A 22,459-nucleotide genomic window follows, 5' to 3' on the forward strand; every position below is an offset into this window, starting at 1 on the left:
GGATGCGTGAAAGCGCGTCCTTTTTGTGCTGGTGATATTTATTAACTTATTGATTATATTGATTTTTATAGAATGATTTGTTGTTTTGATTCTCGTCGCGCGCGGTCTATAACCGCTGATGACCTGCACAAAATAATAAGGTGAAAAAATGAGTACATTACCAGTGGATAATCCCGGTATCGCTTCGGTACCGGTCAGTAGCGTCGGGGATGTGGCGCGGCTAATTAATTCCGGCAAGGAACATGCGAAATATGCGCGGATGATTGTCTTCCTCGCGCTGGGGGGCGTTTTTCTCGACGCATATGACTTAACCACGCTCTCCTACGGTATTGATGACGTTGTACGTGAATTTCAGCTCTCACCGCTGCTGACCGGCCTGGTGACTTCGTCCATTATGGTCGGGACTATCGTCGGCAATATTATCGGCGGCTGGTTGACCGATAAATATGGTCGCTATTCGGTTTTTATGGCCGATATGTTCTTTTTCGTGATTTCGGCTATCGCCGCCGGGCTGGCGCCGAACGTCTGGGTGTTGATTGGCGCCCGTTTCCTGATGGGCATCGGCGTTGGCATCGACCTGCCGGTAGCGATGTCCTATCTGGCCGAGTTTTCCCGCTTTGCCGGCAAAGGCAACAAAGCGGCTCGCCTCGCGGCATGGTGCCCGATGTGGTACGCCGCCTCAACCGTCTGCTTTCTCATTATCTTCGGCCTCTATTTCCTGCTGCCGCAGGAGCATCTTGACTGGCTGTGGCGCGCCTCCCTGCTGTTCGGCGCCGTGCCGGCACTGCTGATTATTGCCGTCCGCAGTCGATTTATGAATGAATCCCCGCTGTGGGCGGCCAACCAGGGCGATCTGACCTCTGCAGTGCGTATTTTACGCGACTCCTGGGGGATCCATGCCCATGAGGTCCCGGCGGCGAAGCCCGCGCCAGCGCCGAAAGTGAGCTTCCGCGTGCTGTTCGAAAAACCCTACCGCGAGCGGACTATCGTCGCCGGGGTGATGAATATCTGTATCTCCTTCGAGTACACGGCGATTGCCTTTTTCCTGCCGTCAATTCTTGCCCAGTTCCTCGGGGCTGGCGTCTTCGAAACTATTTCGGCATCGCTGGGGCTGAACGCCCTGTTTGCTTTTACCGGTGGGCTGCTCGGTATGCATCTGGCGTGGAAATATCCTTCGCGTCATGTGGCGATAGCCGGCTTCGCCCTGCAGTTTGTGGCGCTGATTGTGCTGGCGCTGGTGGGGCAACCGCACGCGACGGCAGGTATCGTGCTGGCTATCGCGATGCTGGGGCTGTGGCTGTTCGCCGAAGGGTTTGGCCCGGGGGCGCAGCTGATGATCTACCCGGCGCTCTCCTATCCTACTGCCATTCGCGCCACCGGGGTCGGTTTCAGCCGGGCACTCTCCGGGATCGGCAGCGCGCTGGCGTTGTTTATTCTGCCGCTGCTGCAGGCCTCCCTCGGCACGCAGATGTTCTGGGTGGTCTCGCTTGCCGCCATTATTCCCATTTTCTTCCTGCTGGCGGTCCGTCATGAACCGACGCGAGAAGATATCGACGCACTTCATGAATAAGGAACTGACAATGACCCTGCTCTCTACTGGCACCGATTATGACGCGCTGGCGGCCGCCTTCCGCCCGATATTCACCCGTATCGCCCAGGGCGCTGCGGAGCGCGAACAGCAGCGCATTCTGCCCGATGAGCCGATCCGCTGGCTGAAAGAAGCGGGCTTCGGCACGCTGCGTATCCCGCGCGAGAAGGGCGGCTGGGGCGCTTCGCTGCCGCAGCTCAGCGCGCTGCTGATCGAGCTGGCGCAAGCGGACTCTAACCTGCCGCAGGCCCTGCGCGCGCACTTTGCCTTTGTGGAAGATCAGCTGAATCAGCCGGATTCCGCCGGGCGCGACCGCTGGTTTCGTCGCTTCCTCGACGGTGAGCTGGTGGGCAGCGGCTGGACGGAGATCGGCGCGGTTAAGCTGGGAGAGGTGAACACCAGAGTGACGCCGGCAGAGGGCGGCTGGCGACTCGACGGCGAGAAGTTTTACAGCACCGGCGCGCTGTACGCCGACTGGATCGATGTGTTTGCCCGGCGCAGTGATACCGCCAGCGATGTGATAGCCCTGGTCAGCACCCAGCAGACCGGCGTGGTGCGGGAAGATGACTGGGATGGCTTTGGCCAGCGGTTGACCGGCAGCGGGACCACCCGCTTTACCGGCGCTCGGGTGGAAACCGAACATGTCTATGATTTTGCCCAGCGCTTTCGCTATCAGACCGCCTTCTACCAGCATGTGCTGCTGGCGACCCTCGCGGGCATTGGCCTGGCGGTTGAGCGGGATGCCGCGCAGGGCGTCAAACATCGCTCCCGGATGTACAGCCACGGCAACGCCGCCGTGCCGCGCGATGACGCCCAGGTTCTGCAGGTCGTTGGGCAGATCAGCAGCTGGGCATGGGCGACCCGGGCCGCGGTCCTGCAGGCCGCGGAATCGCTGCAGCAGGCCTATGTGGCGCACGTCAGCGACGACGAAGCATTGATTGCCCGGCGTAACCAGCTGGCGGAAGTGGAAGCGGCGCAGGCGCAGGTGATCGCCAGCGACTGGATCCCGCGGGCGGCGACGGAGCTGTTTAATGCCCTCGGGGCGTCGGATACGCGAACTCGCCTTGCGCTGGATCGCCACTGGCGCAATGCGCGGACGGTTGCCTCACATAATCCGGTGATTTATAAGGCACGTAATATCGGTAACTGGCTGGTGAACGGTGAAGCGCCCACCTTTATCTGGCAGATAGGCAATGGTGAGAAAACGGCGGGGTAAGCCTGTCGGCGACGGGAGGCGCAGTGCTTCCCGTCGTCAGGAAAATCAAGGTTTATCCAGCGACCAGGTGGCGCTGCGCACGTCGACTTTCACCGGCAGCAGGCCGATGCGCGTAAAGGTATCCGCCAGCGCCTGCTGTTCGTTATACACCGCCGGGGTCATGCGTTCGGCACCGTAGGGCAGGCGGGCCAGGGTCTTCAGCCAGATGGCTTTATCCAGTCCGGTTGAGGTCGACAGCAGCCCGGCGGCCTCGTCCTGATGGCTGTTCGCCCACGCGCTGAGTTTACCCAGCTCATCCACCACCTGCTTTGCTGTCTCCGGGTAGGTATCTGCAAACTTGCGGCTGGCGAGATAGAAGGTGTAGTGCGGCACCAGCCCCTCGGCATTGCGGATCTGTCGGGCTTTCGCGTTGGTTTCCACTTCTGCGAGGAACGGATCCCAGATCACCCACGCATCAATCGCCCCGCGCTGGAAAGCGGCGCGGGCGTCCGCCGGCGGCAGATAGACCGGGGTGATGTCTTTATAGCTGAGGCCCGCTTTTTCCAGTGCGGCAACCAGCAGGTAGTTGACGTCAGACCCCTTGTTCAACCCCACGCGCTTGCCCTTCAGGTCGGCCACGCTGTGGATTGCCGACTGTTCAGGCACCACAATCGCTTCCGTTTTCGGGTTAGCGGGGGAGTGGGCAAGGTAGACCAGATCGGCTTGCGCCGCCTGGGCAAAGGCCGGAGGCGCATCGCCGGTCGCGGCCAGATCGATACTACCGACGTTCAGCCCCTCCAGCATTTGCGGCCCGGCGGGGAATTCGACCCAGCGTACGGCAATGCCCTGTTTTTTCAGGCTCTCATCCAGCGTGCCGCGGTACTTCAGCAGCGCGAAGATATTCGCCTTTTGATAGCCGATGTTGACGGTTTCCGGCGCTTTGGCCAGCGCGGAGGTAGAGAGGGCGGCGAGGACCAGCAGCCAGGCGGGGCGGAATCGGTTGGACATTGTCTGTTCTCCTTAGCGGTTTTGCGTAAGGTAACAAACAGCGCTTATAACCATTAAATAACTAAAATTTTATTGATATAACAAAAAGAGTTATGCAGGACGATGGCCCGACACGCCGACGCGTGGCGGGCCAGCAGGTTAATCGCAGGCAACAATCTTCATCGCCAGACCACCGCGGGAGGTTTCCCGGTACTTGGCGTTCATGTCTTTGCCGGTTTCGTACATGGTCTCGATCACTTTATCGAGACACACGCGCGGCTCGCTGGTCCGGCGCAGCGCCATTCGCGCGGCGTTGACCGCTTTCACGGCAGCGATAGCGTTGCGTTCGATGCACGGCACCTGCACCTGGCCGGCGACCGGGTCGCAGGTCAGGCCGAGGTTATGCTCCATAGCGATCTCTGCCGCGATGCACACCTGACCCGGGCTGCCGCCCAGCAGTTCCGCCAGACCGGCCGCCGCCATCGAGCAGGCGACCCCCACTTCACCCTGGCAGCCGACTTCGGCGCCGGAGATGGAGGCGTTCATCTTATACAGCGAACCAATCGCGCTGGCGACCAGCATATAGCGGGCCAGGGAGTTGCTGTTCACCTTGCGGATAAACTTGTCGTAGTAGGCCAGCACCGCCGGCACGATACCGCAGGCGCCGTTGGTTGGCGCGGTCACCACCCGGCCGCCGGCGGCGTTCTCTTCGTTCACCGCCAGGGCGAACATATTGATCCAGTCGACCACCGCCATCGGATCGCTGTTGGTGGTGTCCTGGCTCACCAGCATACGGCGCAGCGCGGCGGCGCGGCGCGGGACGCGCAGTTTGCCCGGCAGGACGCCTTCGGTGGTGATGCCGCGCTCGATACCGGCGCTCATCACTTCCCACACCGCGGCGAAGTGTTGCTCAAGGGCTTCTTTGCTGTGCAGCGCCAGTTCGTTCTGCATCATCAGGCCGGAGAGCGACAGCCCGGTTTCACGGCAGTGACGCTGCAGGTCGGCGGCGTTTTTGTAAGGGTAAGGAACGGCAACCGGCGCCTCGGTAGTCTGGCCGAAGTGCTCCTCATCAACGATAAAGCCGCCGCCGATAGAGTAATACGTCTGGCTGTAGAGCACCTTGTCGCCGGCCAGGGCGGTGATGCGCATGCCGTTCTCATGCAGCGACAGGTTGTCGGCATGGAAATTCATGCACTGATCCACCGGGAAGTCCACTTCGTGCTGACCGTTGGCCAGCATCAGGCGGCCATGGGTATTAACGTCCTGAATAAAGCCCGGAATGGCGTCGATGTCGACGGTGTCCGGCAGGTTGCCGGCGAGTCCCATGATAATCGCGATATCGGTATGGTGGCCTTTACCGGTCAGGGAGAGGGAGCCGTAGACGTCGACGACGACTTTGCTCACCTCGGCCAGCAGGCCGCGCGCGATCAGGTCGTCAGTGAATTGTTTGCCCGCTTTCATCGGTCCAACGGTATGGGAGCTGGAAGGGCCAATGCCGATTTTAAAGATATCGAATACGCTGATCATATGTATTCCCGTGCTGTCGGAAAGCGCGCCGCCGTAAAGCGGCGCGGGGGGAGGCGTTGAATGAATTAGCTGAACAGTGAGTAGAAGATCGCGGAGATGGCAATCAGGCCCATAATCACCACGAAGACGTTGCTGATATGGCCGCTGTATTTACGCATCGCCGGGACTTTCTGAATCGCGTACATCGGCATCAGGAACAGGATCATCGCGATAATCGGGCCGCCAAGGGTCTCGATCATACCGAGGATGCTCGGGTTCAGGGTTGCTACAATCCAGGTGGTGATCAGCATGAACAGCGCGGTCAGCTTGTTCAGTTTGTTGATTTCAATTGATTTGCCTTTACTGCGCAGGGATTTAATCACCATGCCGTTAAAGCCTTCGCGAGCGCCCAGATAGTGGCCAAGGAAGGATTTGGTGATGGCGATCATCGCGATGATCGGTGCCATCCAGGCAATGATTGGCGCGTTAAAGTGGTTCGCCAGGTAAGACAGAATCGAGATGTTCTGCTCTTTCGCCGCCGCCAGGTCTGCCGGAGAGAGGCTCAGAACGCAGCTGAAGACGAAGAACATCACGGTCAGCACCATCATGATGTGGGCGCGCGCGAGGATACTGGAGCATTTCTTCTCAGCGCCTTCGCCGTACTCTTCACGTTTGGCTACCGCGAAGGAAGAGATGATCGGCGAGTGGTTGAAGGAGAAGACCATCACCGGGATCGCCAGCCACAGGGTCATCAGCAGGCCGTTGCCGGTAACGGAAGCGCCGCTCAGGGAGAGCGTCTCCAGCGCCGCGCCGTTCCACTGCGGGATCAGATACAGAGCCAGCACCATCAGCGCGATAACGAATGGGAACACCAGCACGCTCATCGCTTTCACAATCATCTGCTCGCCGAAACGCACGATGGTCATCATGCCGACGATCAGGATCAGCGACAGAATGGCGCGCGGCGGCGGCGTCATGTGCAGCTGATGCGCCATGAAGGTTTCGACGGTGTTAGTGATCGCCACGCTATAAACCAGCAGGATCGGGTAGATAGCGAAGAAATAAAGCAGGGTAATCAGCTTACCTGCGCCTACGCCGAAGTGTTCTTCCACTACTTCGGTGATGTCTTCGCCCGGGTTTTTCCCGGAGAGCACGAAGCGGGTCATGCCGCGGTGGGCGAAGAAAGTCATCGGGAAGGCCAGAATCGCCATGATGATCAAGGGGATCATGCCGCCAACGCCGGCGTTGATCGGCAGGAACAAGACGCCTGCGCCAATCGCTGTACCGTACAGGCCCAGCATCCACATGGTGTCGGTTTTACGCCATCCGCTGCGGGTTTCGCCCGAAACGATGGTGCTGGTTTGAGTGGTTTCCATCTGTATCTCCTGGAGGAATCAACAAAATCTAATGAATAAATACAATTGCGTAACATGAAATTCGTTTAATTACGGTTTTTTTAGAAATTTTCTCCGTAATAATTGGGCCGGAAAGATACATTTATATGGTTTATGCATCAGTGATCGCGATCTCAAATGCAATAATCCACTTTCAATGTGCGTATTTTTAGTCCAACAGCCTGTTTCTGGGGATCAGCCAGCGATTTGTGGCGCGAAGGCTATCATTTGCAGCATATGAGATAAAAGCGGAGCGGCGTAATAACGAGGGATTTACTGTAAAAAAGAGAACTAGTCGACGTTTTTGCGCTTAAAACCATTTTTTGCAGTGATAATTGTCGCAGTTTTTACCAACGCAAACGTTTGGCTATGTAGAAATAATTCAGGTGATTGATTAGTAACAGAAAGGTTTTTAGCGCGTTCTGGAAGTCAGAGGAAGAGAGCCCGCCGGGGGCAGGCGTCAGGCGATGCCCCGGCGGGAGAGTGGGAAATCAGGCGATGATTTCGTAGCAAGGAATATAGGCGGTGCCGCCCGGAAGCTTCATGCGGTGCTGGGCGACGAAGCCCTGCAGCAGATCGTCCATACGGCGCATCATCTCCGGATCGCCGTGCAGTTTGTAAGGACCGTACTGCTCAATGGCCTGGATGCCCATCTCTTTGACGTTCCCCGCGACAATCCCGGAGAAGGCGCGACGCAGATCGGCGGCCAGCACTTCCACCGGCTGATCCGGGGAGAGTTTGAGGTTGGCCATGTTCTCGTGGGTCGGATCAAACGGCATCTGCAGGTCCGGCGAGATGCGAATCGACCAGTTAAAGCTATAGGCGTCATCGGTCTCGCGACGGCTCTCTTTCACCAGCGGCATCGCTTTTTTCATCTGCCGCGCCACTTCCGCGGGGTCGTCAATGATGATCCGGTAGTGGCGACGGGCCGATTCGCCCAGGGTATGGGTGATAAACTCGTCCAGTACGCGGAAGTAGTCGGCGCTCTCCTTCGGCCCGGTGAGGATCAGCGGCAGCACCTGCGCTTTGTTGTCGGGGTGCATCAGAATACCCAGCAGGTAGAGCAGCTCTTCGGCAGTGCCGACGCCGCCCGGGAAAATAATGATCCCGTGGGCGATACGTACGAAGGCCTCCAGACGCTTTTCGATATCCGGCATGATGATCAGTTCATTGACCAGCGGGTTCGGTGGTTCCGCAGCGATAATGGATGGTTCGGTCATGCCGATAAAGCGGCTGTCTTTGTAGCGCTGCTGCGCATGGCCGACGGCGGCGCCTTTCATCGGCGCCTCCATTGCGCCAGGCCCGCAGCCGGTGCAGATATTCAGTTCCCGCAGGCCCAGCTGCGTACCGACGCGGCGGGCGTAGAGATATTCGTTTTCGTTGATGGAGTGGCCGCCCCAGCAGACGATCATGTTCGGCGCCTCGCCGACGTGCAGCGCGCGGGCGTTGCGCAGGATCGAGAACACCAGGTTAGTGATATGAACCGAACTTTCGAGATCGAGGTTCGGGAAGCGAACGGTATTGTGGATCTGGCCGTAAACGAACAGGATATCGCGCAGCACGGCGAACAGGTTGGCCTGCAGGGAGCGGATAATCCGCCCGTCAACGAAGGCGTCTTCCGGCGGGTTGATCAGTTCCAGCTTCACGCCGCGTTCGCGCCGCAGCACGTTAATCTCGAAATTTTCGAAACGGGACAGGAGCTCCTTGCTGTTATCGGTCAGGCTCCCCGAGTTGAGCACAGCAAGCGAGCAGTTGCGAAAGAGTTGGTACAGGTCGCTGCTGGCGGTGCGCTTAAGCATATCCACTTCCAGCTGCGACAGCATATCCATTGAACCAAGCGGGCTAACATGTGTAATCAAGTGAACTCCTTACAGGACGCTTATGGTCTTCCTGTGATTACAATAGCCCTGCGAACGGCGTTTCCACAACCTTGCGCGCGCCTAAACGCACGCAAATTGTGAAATTGTTTATTATTGACGGGCGAGGCGGCCGGTGGCGGGGGAAAAGTCGCCATTGCTGCGCCAGGGGTTGATATCCAGACCGCCGCGTCGCGTATAGCGGGCGTAAACGGAAAGCGATTCCGGCTGGCAGAAACGGAGAATATCGTTAAAGATACGTTCGACGCACTGCTCATGGAATTCGTTATGGTGGCGGAACGAAACCAGATAGCGCAGGAGCTGCTCGCGGTCGATTTTCGCCCCCCGATACTGGATCTGCACCGAGCCCCAGTCCGGCTGATGAGTGATAAGGCAATTAGACTTCAGCAGGTGGCTGACCAGCGTCTCCTCCACGATTTTGCCGCTGGCGGCGCCCTGCAGGTAATCGGCGCTGAACTGATAGTTATCGATCTCGATATCCTGATCGTCGATGCAGGTGCCGTGCAGGCGGGCAATCGGCTGGCCTTCCAGTTCATCCAGGCGGTAGAGCGATACCTTCACCTTCCCCTGCGCGCAGGCGCTGAGATCGCGAGTCAGGGTCTCTGCAACGTCCTGCCAGCTGGCGAAACGGGTCTGGTTAAAGCTGTTGAGATAGAGCTTAAAGCTTTTCGACTCCACCAGATTGAGGCTGGTATCGGGCAGCTCGACGTGGCCGACAGCCACCTGCGGCAGACCTTTGCCGTTCAGCCAGGAGAGTTCGTACAGCGTCCAGATATCGGCGCCGTGAAACGGCAGATTATCGGCATGCAGGCCCAGCGGGTCGCGGTTTAAACTGCGCGGCACGCCCTGCAGCAGCGAGGCGTCATAGGTATCGCGGTAATCGGTTGATTTACCGAGCGTCAGGCCGGCCAGCGCCTGATGATTATCGTAAGAAGACATGTTTCACCATAGTAAAGCGGGTACACTATTGCTCCAGTGTATCCTGTCTAACGTGAAGAGAGAAACCGGTGGACCATCAGACAGCAGAAGCGCTACGCGCTTTTACCCAACGATATTGCGCCGTCTGGCAGCAGCAGCGCCACAGCCTGCCGCGCAGTGAAGAGCTTTACGGCGTCCCGTCGCCTTGCGTTGTCGACACCCAGGGCGAGGCCGTTTTCTGGCAGCCGCAGCCGTTTTCGCTGGCGCAAAATATCAGCGCGGTTGAACGCGCCCTCGACATTGTGGTACAACAGCCGCTTCATTCTTATTATACCACTCAGTTTGCCGGCGATATGTCCGGCCGGTTTGCCGGCGAAACCTTGACGCTGCTGCAGACCTGGAGTGAAGAGGATTTCCAGCGGGTGCAGGAAAATTTAATCGGGCACCTGGTGGTGCAGAAGCGGTTGAAGCTGTCGCCGACGCTGTTTATCGCCACCCTCGAGAGTGAACTGGATGTGATTTCCGTCTGTAATCTCAGCGGCGAGGTAGTCAAAGAGACCCTCGGCACCGCCAAACGCATTACGCTTTCTCCCTCACTTGCGGGTTTCCTCAACCACCTTGAGCCAGTTCTGTAATCCAGTCTGCCTGATCGTTTGTGAGAGATCTCTTACAAAACCTGTAAGAGATCGTCATCATTTAAGGTAAATTTAATCCATACTTTTTTATATAAGTTGAGGGTATTAAATCAGATCTTAATTTTTTCGTCCTTTTGAGTGGGGACTAATCTTAAGAGATTGTCTCAAGAAGGGTTGTAAGAAGGGGCAGAATCAGTGATCCTATGTCTGTCGACAGGACGTCACGAAATGAAGCGAACATCAGGATGATGGCGCTTCTGCAGGACCCGCCAGGACGGCGTTGCAGGGACAGGCTTCAGGATGAAGCAAGGATAACGCAGGATCGCGTAATGGACACCTCCAGGATGGAGAACGAGAGCCGCTCAGGATGAACGGTGGATCAGGAAGATCGGGACAAACTTATGGATAAGTCATTTCGCATCGGGGTGGTGTGAAAGCAGGATGCACGTGTTTATGGATGAACATGGTCAGGAGACCTCAGGAAAAGTTTTCAAGGACGAGCAGGGAGCACCAATGTAGCGGGACTGCTGCAAAACGAACCGGGAGCACTGTTTATACAGTGCTCCCTTTTTTTATTTCTCCTGCGGATTTGCTATCCTGCGCCCGGTTTTTTACTCATCGAGGTTTCCCCATGACTCTTCACGATAGCGTGCGCGATCGCCTGCGCGCCATTGAAGCCCTGCTGCGCGAAACGGAGCACTGGCAGGAGACGGCGCCGGACAGCAGCGCCTTCGCCAGCGATAAGCCGTTTTGCCTGGATACCCTGGAGCCGCTGGAGTGGCTGCAGTGGGTCCTGATCCCGCGTATGCACCAGCTGCTGGAGAGCGGCCAGCCGCTGCCGCAAAATTTTGCCGTTGCGCCTTATTACGAAATGGCTCTGGATCAGGCCCACCCGGTCCGCGAATCCATGCTGGCGGAACTTCTGCTGTTAGACGCGCTGTTTGCCGGTGAGCAGGCCTGATGCTGGAGATTATCTACCAGGACGACTGGCTGGTGGCGGTCAACAAACCCTCGGGCTGGCTGGTGCATCGCAGCTGGCTCGATCGCGACGAGAAAGTGGTGGTGATGCAGACCGTGCGCGACCAGATTGGTCAGCACGTTTTTACCGCTCATCGTCTCGACCGGCCCACCTCCGGCGTGCTGCTGATGGGATTGTCGAGCGAGGCGGGCCGGCTGCTGGCGCAACAGTTCGAGCAGCACCAGATCCGGAAGCGCTACCATGCGATCGTCCGCGGCTGGCTGATGGAAGAGGCGCTGCTGGATTACCCGCTGGTGGAGGAGCTGGATAGAATCGCCGATAAGTTCGCCCGCGAAGATAAAGGGCCGCAGCCAGCGGTAACCCACTACCGCGGTCTGGCGACAGTGGAGATGCCAGTGGCGACTGGGCGCTATCCCACCTCGCGCTATGGGCTGGTGGAACTGGAGCCGAAAACCGGCCGCAAGCACCAGCTGCGCCGTCATCTGGCCCACCTCCGTCATCCGATCCTCGGCGACAGCAAGCACGGCGATCTGCGGCAAAACCGCAGCGCCGCGGAACATTTCGGCTGTCACCGCTTGATGCTGCACGCCAGCGAGCTGTCGTTAACCCATCCTTTTACCGGCGAGCCGCTGACCCTGCGCGCCGGTTTTGACGACGTCTGGATGCGCGCGCTGTCGCAGTTTGGCTGGCGCGGGCTTCTCCCGCTAAATGAAAGGGTTGAGTTTGCCGACGACAGCGGTCAGGATGAAGAGAATAAGGTCAATCCAGGGAGATAATAGCATGGCGGAAGTCGGAATTTTTGTCGGCACCATGTACGGCAACTCGCTGCTGGTCGCGGAAGAAGCGGAAGCGATCCTCAGCGGACTGGGACACAAGGCTACCGTGTATGAGGATCCGCAGGTCAACGACTGGGAATCCTACACGGGTAAGTATGTGCTGGTGGTCACCTCCACCACCGGGCAGGGCGATCTGCCGGACAGCATCGTCCCGCTGTATGAGGGCATCAAAGATATGTATCAGCCTCACCTGCGGTACGGCATTATCGCGCTCGGCGACAGCACCTATGCCAACTTTTGCGGCGGCGGCCTGAAGTTCGATCAGCTGCTGCAGGAGCAGGGCGCGAAGCGCATCGGCGAGATGCTGAAGATTGACGCCAGCGAAGACCCGGAGCCGGAGAGCGTCTCCAATCCGTGGGTTGAGCAGTGGGCCACCCTGCTCGCATAAAAGCGCTGCCCTCTCCCTACGCAGAGGGCGCTCTTTCAATACGTCGCGGCCAGATACGCGGACGTCAAAATAGTAGCGCTTTCCAGGCGCCACGCCTTTAGGCAAACGCCACAATATCCTTAACAATATCATGGCTTAAGCCAGCCAGTTTCACCGGGTCAAGTGAGGTATTTCACACTCCGGCCCTTTTTGCTGCGCTATGCGGCGCCAGCGGCGCTGGCTTTTCATTTCCGTGAACTTCCCCCCATTCTTTCAGGCATTCGCCACAAACCACCTGCAATAGCGGCGTAAAAGCTGTGTGGATGCACGGTGAGCCGCGGTGTGCCTCTTCATATACTGCTCCAGCCAGTGATAAATGCAGTGCCAGATATAACGACAACTATCAAAACACGACCACGTCATTCTGATTACCCTACAGGTTGTGCTGTTCAGAATGAACGTAGCTAAACGCTATGATTCAGGAGTACAACAATGAGTTCATTAAGTCAGGCGGCGACGGCGGCTGAAAAGCGCACCAACGCCCGCTACTGGATAGTGGTGATGCTGTTTATCGTCACCTCTTTTAATTATGGCGACCGGGCGACGCTGTCGATCGCCGGTTCGGAAATGGCCAGGGATATCGGCCTTGATCCGGTGGGGATGGGGTATGTGTTCTCCGCCTTCTCATGGGCTTATGTCATCGGCCAGATCCCGGGCGGCTGGCTGCTCGACCGCTTCGGCTCGAAGCGCGTCTATTTCTGGTCGATCTTCATCTGGTCGATGTTTACCCTGCTGCAGGGCTTCGTCGATATCTTCAGCGGCTTTGGCATTATCGTTGCGCTGTTTACCCTGCGCTTCCTCGTCGGACTTGCCGAGTCGCCGTCATTCCCCGGCAACAGCCGGATCGTCGCCGCCTGGTTCCCGGCGCAGGAGAGGGGGACAGCGGTATCGATTTTTAACTCCGCCCAGTACTTTGCCACCGTTATTTTCGCGCCGATCATGGGCTGGCTGACGCATGAGGTGGGTTGGTCGCATGTGTTCTTCTTTATGGGCGGGCTGGGGATTGTGATCAGCTTTGTGTGGCTGAAAGTGATCCACGATCCGAACAACCACCCGGGCGTGAACCAGAAAGAGCTGGACTATATCGCCGAAGGCGGGGCGCTGATCAACATGGATCAGAAGAGCAGCGCGCAGAAAGTGCCGTTTAGCGTCAAAATGGGGCAGATCAAGCAACTGATCGGCTCGCGGATGATGATCGGCATCTATATCGGTCAGTACTGCATCAACGCCTTAACCTACTTCTTTATCACATGGTTCCCGGTTTATCTGGTGCAGGCGCGCGGCATGTCGATCCTCAAAGCCGGCTTTGTCGCCTCCATTCCGGCGGTGTGCGGCTTTGTCGGCGGGGTGCTGGGCGGGGTGATCTCCGACTGGTTAATGCGCCGCACCGGCTCGCTGAACATTGCGCGTAAAACGCCGATTGTGCTGGGGATGCTGCTCTCCATGACCATGCTGATGTGTAACTATGTCAACGTGGAGTGGATGGTGATCGGCTTTATGGCAATGGCCTTCTTCGGCAAAGGGATCGGCGCCCTCGGCTGGGCGGTGATGGCGGATACCGCGCCGAAAGAGATTAGCGGTCTCTCCGGCGGTCTGTTCAATATGTTCGGCAATATCTCCGGCATCGTCACCCCGATCGCCATCGGCTATATCGTCGGCACCACCGGCTCGTTCAACGGCGCGCTGATCTACGTCGGTATCCATGCCCTGGTGGCAGTGCTGAGCTACCTGGTGCTGGTGGGCGATATCAAACGTATCGAACTGAAACCTGTAGCGGGACGTTAATCATGACTACTCAATCCAGCCCGATTATCACAGAGATGAAGGTCATTCCGGTGGCCGGGCACGACAGCATGCTGCTGAACATCGGCGGAGCGCATAACGCCTGGTTTACCCGCAATATCGTGGTGTTAACCGATAACGCCGGCCATACCGGCGTCGGCGAAGCGCCCGGCGGAGAGGTCATCTACCAGACGCTGCTGGCGGCGATCCCGCAGGTGGTGGGCCAGGAGGTCGCCCGACTCAATCGCGTGGTGCAGCAGGTGCACAAAGGCAATCAGGCGGCGGATTTCGACACCTTCGGCAAAGGGGCGTGGACCTTCGAACTGAAGGTTAACGCGGTGGCGGCGCTGGAAGCGGCGCTGCTGGACCTGCTCGGCCAGGTGCTTAATGTGCCGGTCTGCGAGCTGCTGGGCCCGGGTAAGCAGCGTGATGCCGTCACCGTGCTGGGCTACCTGTTCTATATCGGCGATCGGCAGAAAACCGACCTTGGTTATCTGGACCATACGCCGGGCGATCACGAATGGTACCGCCTGCGCCACCAGCAGGCGTTGAGCAGCGAGGCGGTAGTGCGTCTGGCGGAAGCCGCCCAGGATCGCTACGGTTTCAAAGACTTTAAGCTCAAAGGCGGCGTGCTGCCCGGCGAGCAGGAGATCGACACCGCGCGGGCGCTGAAAAAGCGTTTCCCGGATGCGCGCATCACCGTCGACCCTAACGGCGCCTGGCTGCTGGATGAGGCCATCGCGCTGTGTAAAGGGCTGCAGGATGTTCTGACCTACGCCGAAGATCCGTGCGGCGCCGAGCAGGGTTTCTCCGGCCGGGAGGTGATGGCCGAGTTCCGCCGCGCCACCGGGCTGCCGGTCGCCACCAATATGATAGCCACTAACTGGCGCGAAATGGGCCATGCGGTGATGCTCAACGCCGTCGATATCCCGCTGGCGGACCCGCACTTCTGGACGCTCTCCGGCGCGGTGCGGGTGGCGCAGCTGTGCGACGACTGGGGGCTCACCTGGGGCTGCCATTCCAACAACCACTTTGATATTTCCCTGGCGATGTTTACCCACGTCGGCGCCGCCGCGCCGGGCAACCCCACCGCCATCGATACCCACTGGATCTGGCAGGAGGGCGACGCGCGCCTGACCAAAAATCCGCTGCAGATTATTAACGGCAGCATTGCCGTGCCAGACGCGCCGGGACTCGGCGTGGAACTTGACTGGGAGCAGGTGCGCAGAGCCCATGAGGCCTATAAAGCGCTGCCGGGCGGCGCGCGCAACGACGCGGGCCCGATGCAGTACCTGATCCCCGGCTGGACATTCGACCGCAAACGTCCCGTTTTCGGCCGCCACTAATTAAAAAGGATGATGCTATGACGACTTTCTCTTCAACGCCCGTTGTCACCACCATGCAGGTGATCCCGGTTGCCGGCCATGACAGCATGCTGATGAACCTGAGCGGCGCGCACGCCCCGTACTTCACCCGCAATATCGTAATTATCAAAGATAACGCCGGCCATACCGGCGTCGGTGAAATCCCGGGCGGTGAAAAAATTCGCCAGACCCTGGAGGATGCCATTCCGCTGGTGGTGGGCAAAACGCTGGGCGAGTATAAAAACGTGCTGGGCGCGGTGCGCAATCAGTTTGCCGACCGCGACGCCGGGGGCCGCGGCCTGCAGACCTTTGACCTGCGCACCACCATTCACGTGGTGACCGGCATCGAAGCGGCGTTGCTGGATCTGCTGGGCCAGCACCTTGGGGTCAACGTCGCCTCGCTGCTAGGCGATGGCCAGCAGCGCAGCGAAGTCGAAATGCTGGGCTATCTGTTCTTTGTCGGTAATCGCCATGCGACGCCGCTGGCCTATCAGAGCCAGCCGGATGAGCAGTGCGAGTGGTATCGCCTGCGCCATGAAGAGGCGATGACGCCGGATGCGGTGGTCCGCCTGGCGGAAGCGGCGTATGAAAAATATGGTTTCAACGACTTTAAGCTGAAGGGCGGCGTGCTGGCCGGTTTTGAAGAAGCCGAAGCGATCAGCGCCCTGGCGAAGCGCTTCCCGAATGCTCGCGTCACTCTCGACCCGAATGGCGCCTGGCTGCTTGAGGAGGCCATTCAGATTGGTAAACAGCTGAAGGGTGTGCTGGCCTATGCGGAAGATCCGTGCGGCGCCGAACAGGGCTTCTCCGGCCGCGAAGTGATGGCCGAGTTCCGCCGCGCGACGGGCCTGCCGACCGCCACCAATATGATCGCCACCGACTGGCGGCAGATGGGCCATACGCTGTCGCTACAATCGGTGGATATCCCGCTGGCGGACCCGCACTTCTGGACCATGCAGGGGTCGGTGCGCGTAGCGCAGATGTGCCATGAGTTCGGTCTGACCTGGGGTTCGCACTCTAATAATCACTTCGACGTGTCGCTGGCGATGTTCACCCACGTCGCGGCAGCGGCGCCGGGCAAGATCACCGCTATCGATACCCACTGGATCTGGCAGGAGGGCAACCAGCGTCTGACCAAACAACCTTTTGAAATCAAAGGCGGCATGGTGCAGGTACCGAGTACCCCGGGCCTGGGGGTTGAGCTGGATATGGACCGCGTGATGCAGGCAAATGAGCTATATAAGAAACATGGTCTTGGCGCCCGCGACGATGCGATGGCGATGCAGTATCTGATCCCGGGCTGGACCTTTGACAACAAGCGTCCATGCATGGTGCGCTAAAAGTCCGCCGGCCTCTGCGGGGGCCGGCATTGCGCGACAGCGCCAGGGGTTGGCTCAGAGTAAGGACAGCAGATGAAAATAGTGATCGCACCGGATTCCTGGAAGGAGAGCCTGAGCGCGCTGGAAGTGGCCAGTGCGATAGAGCAAGGCTTTCGCGAGATTTATCCTGACGCCGAGTACGTCAAGCTGCCGGTTGCCGATGGTGGGGAAGGGACGGTGGAAGCCATGGTGGCGGCGACCGGCGGGCTTCTGGTTCCGCTGACGGTCACCGGGCCGCTGGGCGAGCCGGTTGAGGCATTTTACGGGCTGTCCGGCGATCGCCAGTGCGCCTTTATCGAAATGGCGGCGGCCAGCGGCCTGGAGAGCGTCCCGCCGGCGCAGCGTAACCCGCTGCTGACCACTTCCTGGGGTACCGGGGAGCTTATCCGCCATGCGCTGGACGCCGGGGTAAGACAGATCATTATTGGTATTGGCGGCAGTGCGACCAATGACGGCGGCGCCGGGATGGCGCAGGCGCTGGGGGCGAAACTGCTGACCGCCGAGGGCCAGCAAATTGCCTCCGGGGGCGGCGCGCTGGAGACGCTGGCGCGAATCGATCTCAGCGAACTCGATTCGCGTCTGGCAGATTGCCGGATTGACGTTGCCTGCGACGTCACCAACCCGTTGACCGGCCCGCAGGGCGCCAGCGCGGTGTTCGGCCCGCAAAAAGGGGCGACGGCGCAGATGATCGACCGGCTCGATAGCGGCCTACGGCACTATGCCCGGATTATCGCCCGCGATTTAGATATCGACGTGCTGAGCCTTGAGGGCGGCGGCGCGGCGGGCGGCATGGGTGCGGCGCTGTATGCGTTCTGTGGTGCTCAGTTGCGTCCGGGCATTGAGATTGTCACCGATGCGCTACAGCTGGCTGAGCGGGTGGCGGATGCCGATTTAGTGATCACCGGCGAAGGGCGTATCGATAGCCAGACGATCCACGGCAAAGTGCCGGTGGGGGTGGCGAGGGTGGCGAAGCGTTTTAACGTCCCGGTGATCGGGATTGCCGGCAGTCTTACCGCCGATGTTGGCGTCGTGCATCAGCACGGGCTGGATGCGGTATTCAGCGTGTTGTATACCATCTGTACCCTTGATGAAGCGTTGGCCAATGCCGCCGCCAACCTGCGAATGACGGCGCGTAACGTAGCCGCGGTTTTGCAGATGGGCGACAGGCGGTAACCCGGCTGGCGCAGTGGTATTTGTAGTCCGGATAAGGTGCGTAGCACCGCGATCCGGGAACCATCCCCGGTGGCGCTTACGCTTACCGGGGCTACCAACCGAATACCGGACTGTAGGGCGTAGGCCGGATGAGGCGCGTAGCGCCGCTATCCGGGGTTTACACCCCCATCCGGCACGCTTCGCGGGCCACATTATCCATCTCATCTAACAGCTCAAGCAGCTCCGGCTCCAGATCCTCGGCGGCGGTGCCTGCCCGCAGCTGACTTTCCAGGGTATGGCACAGCTTTTTCAGCCGCGGCACGCCGCTATAGCTGCAGCTGCCGTGCAGTTTATGGATCAGATCCACCAGCCCTTCCGGCTGCTCGCCCACCAGCTGCTCCTCAACTTTGTTACGCACCTCCGGCATAAAGGCGATCAGCATTTGCAGCATCTCCCGCGCCAGGTCCGGCTTCATGGCCGCCTGGCGCAGCGCCAGCTGCCAGTCGAGCGTTTGATTATGATCGACGATCGGCTCTGCGGGCGGTAGCGACGCCGGAACGACGCTGTGCAGGCCGGGCTGATAGCGCAACAGCAGTGCGTGCAGTTTCTCTTCTTCGATTGGCTTCGCCAGATAGTCGTTCATGCCGGCGCTCAGTAATTTCTCACGCTGGCCCTCCAGGGCGTGCGCGGTGACCGCAATAACCGGGGTTTGCTGATGATGGGACAGGTGATGGATAAGCTCACAGGCGCGGATGCCGTCCATATCCGGCATTTGAATATCCATCAGGATCAGATCCATCTGCAGCTGCTTGGCCTTGTCCACCGCCTGCTGGCCGCTGTCGCAGAGGATCACCTGCTGCACAAGATCATCCAGCAGGGCGCCAATCAGCTTCAGGTTAGCCGGGTTGTCGTCGACGGCCATTACCGTCATTGGCAACTTATGACTGTCGATCTGCATCAGCGGCGCGGAGGCAAGCGCGTGGCTGGTAGCCACCAGCGCCGGTAGCAGACGGGTGGTGGTGAGCGGCTTTAACAGGCAGGCGGCAACGCCGTCGCGCTTCAGGGCTTCGGCGCTGACCTGGGCATGGCACGGCAGGGCCAGCAGTACGTTATCGGACATCGCGCAGGCTTTGGCTAATTTTTCCCGATGCGGCGACAAATCGCGCATTGAAACCGGGATACCGACCAGCAGAATGTCATACTGCGCTTCCGCCAGCGAGGAGAAGGTAGGGCTATAGATAACCTCCAGCGGCGTAGCGGCCAGCATCTCCAGGGTACACTGCGCCGCCGTCGCGTTGGCTTCCACATAGGCCAGACGTTTGCCGACAAGCCCGTCGGTGTTCAGCGTATCCGGAATGGCGTTCGGGTTGAGATCGAGGCTGATATGGAACCAGAAGGTGGAGCCGCGGTTCGGCTGGCTGTGGAACGAAATATCCCCGCCCATCTCTTTGACCAGACGCTGAGTGATCACCAGCCCGAGCCCGGTGCCGCCGTGGCGGCGTGAAATACTGGCATCGGCCTGACGGAAGGCCTGGAATAGCCGGGACTGGTCGCGCTCGGGGATGCCGATACCGGTATCGTGGATCTGAATTTCGATCTGTACCCGGGAATTACTGATGGCCCGCTGCTCCACCAGTACGTCGATATTGCCGTGCTCGGTAAATTTGATGGCGTTGCCCACGAGGTTGGTCACAATCTGCTGCAGACGCAGCGGGTCGCCGATAACGTTGTCCGGTACATTGTTCTTAATATTCAGCGTCAGCTCCAGCCCTTTATCATGCGCGGAATGCGCCAGCAGGGTGACCACTTCATCAAGCGAAGTGCGCAGCAGGAACGGAATGCTCTCCAGGATCAGCTTCCCGGCTTCCAGCTTGGAAAAGTCGAGCACGTCATTGATGATCGCCAGCAGATTGTTGGCCGAACGTTCGATGGTGGTCAGGTGGTCGCGCTGCGTAGCGTTGAGATCGGTTTTCAGCGTCAGGCGGGTAAAGCCGATCACCCCATTGAGCGGGGTGCGCAGCTCGTGAGACATATTGGCCAGGAACTCAGACTTAATGCGCGCCGCCTCCTGGGCGCGCTTTTTCGCCAGGTCCAGCTCGACGTTCTGGATCTCCATCTGCTCAAGCGTTTCCCGTAGATCGGAGGTCGCCTGGTCGACGTTGTGTTGCATCTCTTCGTGGTATGCCGCCAGCGACATGGCCATCGAGTTAATGCCGTTTTTCAGCATATCCAGTTCGCCGAGCATAAAGCCTTCGACCCGGCTGTCCAGCTGTCCGCGGCGGATGCGGTCGACAGTGTTAACCATATTGCGGATTGGCCCGGTGACGTCGCGCATCAGCCTCCAGCCGAAGATTAACGCGATGCCGATACAGAACAGCATCATTACGCTGGAGATAAAAATCTCTTTGTACTGCTGGAGGCGAACCGATTTTAGATCCAGCTCCAGGGCGACGTAGCCCAGCATATTGCCCGGCATTTTAGCGTCAGATTCGGGTGATTCATCCGGAGAATAGCTTTCCGAGACAATAGGCGTGCGCAGGATCATCATGTCGCCATCGCGGATGACGCTGAGGTGACGGGGGAATGCCTCGCCTTTCGGGATCTGCAGTTCGCTGGGATTGAGCTGGTAATTGGAGGTGACAAATAAGCGGTTATGCGAATCGTACACCGAGATGGCCCGCACGATCTCCGAGTGGCGACGATGCAGAACGCTGATCAGCTGGCCGATGGATTCGCGGTTTTGCAAGTTCATGCCATATTCGCTGGAGACCGCCAGCGGTTCGATAATACTGGCGCCAGCGTCCTCCAGCTGGCGTTGCAGGTCGTTATAACGATGAGCGACAAAGAAAATACTGAGCAACAGTCCTATCAGGACGGTTGGCGCCAGAATCAGAATCATCATGCGAGCACGCAGGCTGTAGTTGGTCATGCGGTTCCATTATGGGAGAATATAGACATCATCGTTCTGTGCAGCTTCGCTGCGCCTCGCGGCGCTGCCGCTCTGAACGAGCTCGTTTTATTTGATTGAGACAACTCTCTACGATGGCGCAATTCTACTCTGCAAAACGGCGTGTGACGACGCGCCAGATCATAACCGTTACAGTCAACGACCTCGATCCCTTTGGTCAGGGTGTTGCCCGCCACCAGGGGAAGGCGCTGTTCGTGAGCGGCGTGCTGCCCCACGAGCAGGCCGAGGTGGCGCTGGTGGAAGATAAAAAACAGTACGCCCGCGCCGAGGTGAAACGCCGACTGACCGACAGCCCGCAGCGCCAGGCGCCGCGCTGCCCCCATTTTGGCGTCTGCGGCGGATGCCAACAACAACATGCCAGCGTTCCGCTTCAGCAGCAAAGTAAACGCGCCGCGCTGGGGCGACTGATGAAGCGCGAGGTAGATGACGTCATCGCCGGCGCGCCGTGGGGCTACCGCCGTCGCGCACGCTTGAGCTTGAATTATCAGCCGAAGACCCAACAATTGCAGATGGGTTTTCGCCAGGCCAACGCCAAAGCGATCGTCGATGTGGTGCAGTGCCCTGTTTTGGTGCCCCAACTTGAGGCATTGCTGCCCGCCGTGCGTGAGTGCTTAAGCGCGCTGAGCGCATTACGCCATCTCGGCCACGTCGAGCTGGTGCAGGCGGACAATGGCCCGCTGATGGTGCTGCGCCATACCGCAGCCCTGCCGGCGACAGACAGGGAAAAACTGGAACGCTTTTCGCAAACTCACGGTCTTTCCCTGTACCTCGCGCCACAAAGCGAGATACTGGAGCATATTCATGGCGAAGCGCCATGGTATACCTCAGACGGACTACGCTTAGTGTTCAGCCCGCGGGATTTTATCCAGGTCAACGACGGCGTAAATCAGCAGATGGTGCGTACCGCACTGGAGTGGCTGGATCTGCGGCCAGAGGACCGGGTGCTGGATCTGTTCTGCGGGATGGGCAACTTTACCCTGCCGCTGGCGACACGCGCCGCCCATGTGGTGGGCGTGGAAGGGGTGCCGGCGCTGGTGGAGAAGGGGCGGGAAAACGCCGCCCGCAATGGTTTATCAAATGTCACTTTCTTCCATGAAAATCTGGAAGAAGACGTCACCCGTCAGGCCTGGGCGAAGCACGGCTTTGATAAAGTGCTGCTGGACCCGGCCCGCGCCGGCGCGCCGGGCGTGATGCCGCATATAATAAAACTGGCACCGCGGCGGGTGGTGTATGTTTCCTGCAACCCGGCGACGCTGGCGCGAGACAGCGAAACCCTGTTGCAGGCTGGATATCAGATTCAACGCCTGGCGATGCTGGATATGTTCCCGCATACCGGCCATCTGGAATCAATGGTGTTGTTTGAGCGCAGGCTTACATAAGGTCATTCACAACGTCGCAGAAGAGCCACCCTGGCCATGAATGCTGACGCGACCTGCAGGATGACATGTAGAAAGTTGAGGCTTGCCGACTTC

Annotated in this window: 17 protein-coding genes; 11 read left to right on the plus strand and 6 right to left on the minus strand. The window is 59.0% G+C overall.

The features are described 5' to 3' along the window. Positions 1–148: 148 nt before the first annotated feature. Positions 149–1,570 carry an MFS transporter gene (locus ACR809_RS04985; protein WP_004149572.1) on the plus strand — a complete coding sequence of 474 codons (1,422 nt, stop codon included), beginning with the start codon at positions 149–151 and terminating at the stop codon, positions 1,568–1,570. A 10-nt stretch (positions 1,571–1,580) separates the two neighbouring features. Next, positions 1,581–2,804 (plus strand): acyl-CoA dehydrogenase family protein, encoded by a 1,224-nt coding sequence (locus tag ACR809_RS04990; RefSeq protein WP_004890080.1) that lies wholly within the window; start codon positions 1,581–1,583, stop codon positions 2,802–2,804. 45 nt (positions 2,805–2,849) lie between these two features. On the opposite strand, the gene ACR809_RS04995 is transcribed toward ACR809_RS04990, so the two are convergent. The 5 genes from ACR809_RS04995 to queF form a co-directional block, all read right to left on the minus strand. Then, complete coding sequence (locus ACR809_RS04995) at positions 2,850–3,791, minus strand: aliphatic sulfonate ABC transporter substrate-binding protein (protein ID WP_002915261.1); 942 nt, start codon at positions 3,789–3,791, stop codon at positions 2,850–2,852. 138 nt (positions 3,792–3,929) lie between these two features. After that, positions 3,930–5,297 carry an L-serine ammonia-lyase gene (locus ACR809_RS05000; protein ID WP_002915259.1) on the minus strand — a complete coding sequence of 456 codons (1,368 nt, stop codon included), beginning with the start codon at positions 5,295–5,297 and terminating at the stop codon, positions 3,930–3,932. 65 nt (positions 5,298–5,362) lie between these two features. Next, a complete protein-coding gene (locus ACR809_RS05005; RefSeq protein WP_004151070.1) occupies positions 5,363–6,652 on the minus strand; it encodes an HAAAP family serine/threonine permease in 1,290 nt (429 codons plus the stop codon). Positions 6,653–7,161: 509 nt separating this feature from the next. Next, positions 7,162–8,529: a nucleotide 5'-monophosphate nucleosidase PpnN gene (gene ppnN, locus ACR809_RS05010; protein ID WP_086519754.1), complete on the minus strand. Its 1,368-nt coding sequence runs from the start codon at positions 8,527–8,529 to the stop codon at positions 7,162–7,164. 111 nt (positions 8,530–8,640) lie between these two features. Further along, entirely contained in the window at positions 8,641–9,486 is an 846-nt protein-coding gene (gene queF / locus ACR809_RS05015; RefSeq protein ID WP_004174633.1) for an NADPH-dependent 7-cyano-7-deazaguanine reductase QueF, read from the minus strand. A 68-nt stretch (positions 9,487–9,554) separates the two neighbouring features. Here queF and syd point away from each other — a divergent pair, with 68 nt between their 5' ends. The 8 genes from syd to ACR809_RS05055 all read left to right on the plus strand — a co-directional run bounded on the left by syd (position 9,555) and on the right by ACR809_RS05055 (position 18,040). Continuing rightward, on the plus strand, positions 9,555–10,100 hold the full coding sequence (syd, locus tag ACR809_RS05020) for a SecY-interacting protein (protein WP_002915253.1): 546 nt from the start codon (positions 9,555–9,557) through the stop codon (positions 10,098–10,100). Positions 10,101–10,731: 631 nt separating this feature from the next. Next, positions 10,732–11,061 (plus strand): YqcC family protein, encoded by a 330-nt coding sequence (locus ACR809_RS05025; RefSeq protein ID WP_002915249.1) that lies wholly within the window; start codon positions 10,732–10,734, stop codon positions 11,059–11,061. Continuing rightward, complete coding sequence (gene truC / locus ACR809_RS05030; protein WP_002915236.1) at positions 11,061–11,855, plus strand: tRNA pseudouridine(65) synthase TruC; 795 nt, start codon at positions 11,061–11,063, stop codon at positions 11,853–11,855. The genes ACR809_RS05025 and truC overlap by 1 nt, the downstream gene beginning before the upstream one ends. A gap of 4 nt (positions 11,856–11,859) precedes the next feature. After that, entirely contained in the window at positions 11,860–12,303 is a 444-nt protein-coding gene (locus ACR809_RS05035; RefSeq protein ID WP_002915235.1) for a flavodoxin, read from the plus strand. A gap of 471 nt (positions 12,304–12,774) precedes the next feature. Beyond that, positions 12,775–14,127, plus strand: a complete 1,353-nt coding sequence (locus tag ACR809_RS05040; protein ID WP_002915225.1) for an MFS transporter — start codon at positions 12,775–12,777, stop codon at positions 14,125–14,127. Between the two features lie 2 nt (positions 14,128–14,129). Next, positions 14,130–15,470 carry an enolase C-terminal domain-like protein gene (locus ACR809_RS05045; RefSeq protein WP_004185436.1) on the plus strand — a complete coding sequence of 447 codons (1,341 nt, stop codon included), beginning with the start codon at positions 14,130–14,132 and terminating at the stop codon, positions 15,468–15,470. Positions 15,471–15,487: 17 nt separating this feature from the next. Next, positions 15,488–16,828, plus strand: a complete 1,341-nt coding sequence (gene gudD, locus ACR809_RS05050; protein WP_002915223.1) for a glucarate dehydratase — start codon at positions 15,488–15,490, stop codon at positions 16,826–16,828. Between the two features lie 72 nt (positions 16,829–16,900). Next, positions 16,901–18,040 (plus strand): glycerate kinase, encoded by a 1,140-nt coding sequence (locus ACR809_RS05055; RefSeq protein WP_002915222.1) that lies wholly within the window; start codon positions 16,901–16,903, stop codon positions 18,038–18,040. A 157-nt stretch (positions 18,041–18,197) separates the two neighbouring features. On the opposite strand, the gene barA is transcribed toward ACR809_RS05055, so the two are convergent. Further along, on the minus strand, positions 18,198–20,948 hold the full coding sequence (gene barA, locus ACR809_RS05060) for a two-component sensor histidine kinase BarA (RefSeq protein ID WP_004151066.1): 2,751 nt from the start codon (positions 20,946–20,948) through the stop codon (positions 18,198–18,200). A 113-nt stretch (positions 20,949–21,061) separates the two neighbouring features. Between barA and rlmD the strand changes: the two genes are divergently transcribed. Continuing rightward, a complete protein-coding gene (rlmD, locus tag ACR809_RS05065) occupies positions 21,062–22,366 on the plus strand; it encodes a 23S rRNA (uracil(1939)-C(5))-methyltransferase RlmD (RefSeq protein ID WP_002915220.1) in 1,305 nt (434 codons plus the stop codon). Positions 22,367–22,459: the final 93 nt, after the last annotated feature.

This window comes from Klebsiella sp. CD33 (assembly GCF_051992865.1).
Classification (GTDB): domain Bacteria; phylum Pseudomonadota; class Gammaproteobacteria; order Enterobacterales; family Enterobacteriaceae; genus Klebsiella; species Klebsiella pneumoniae.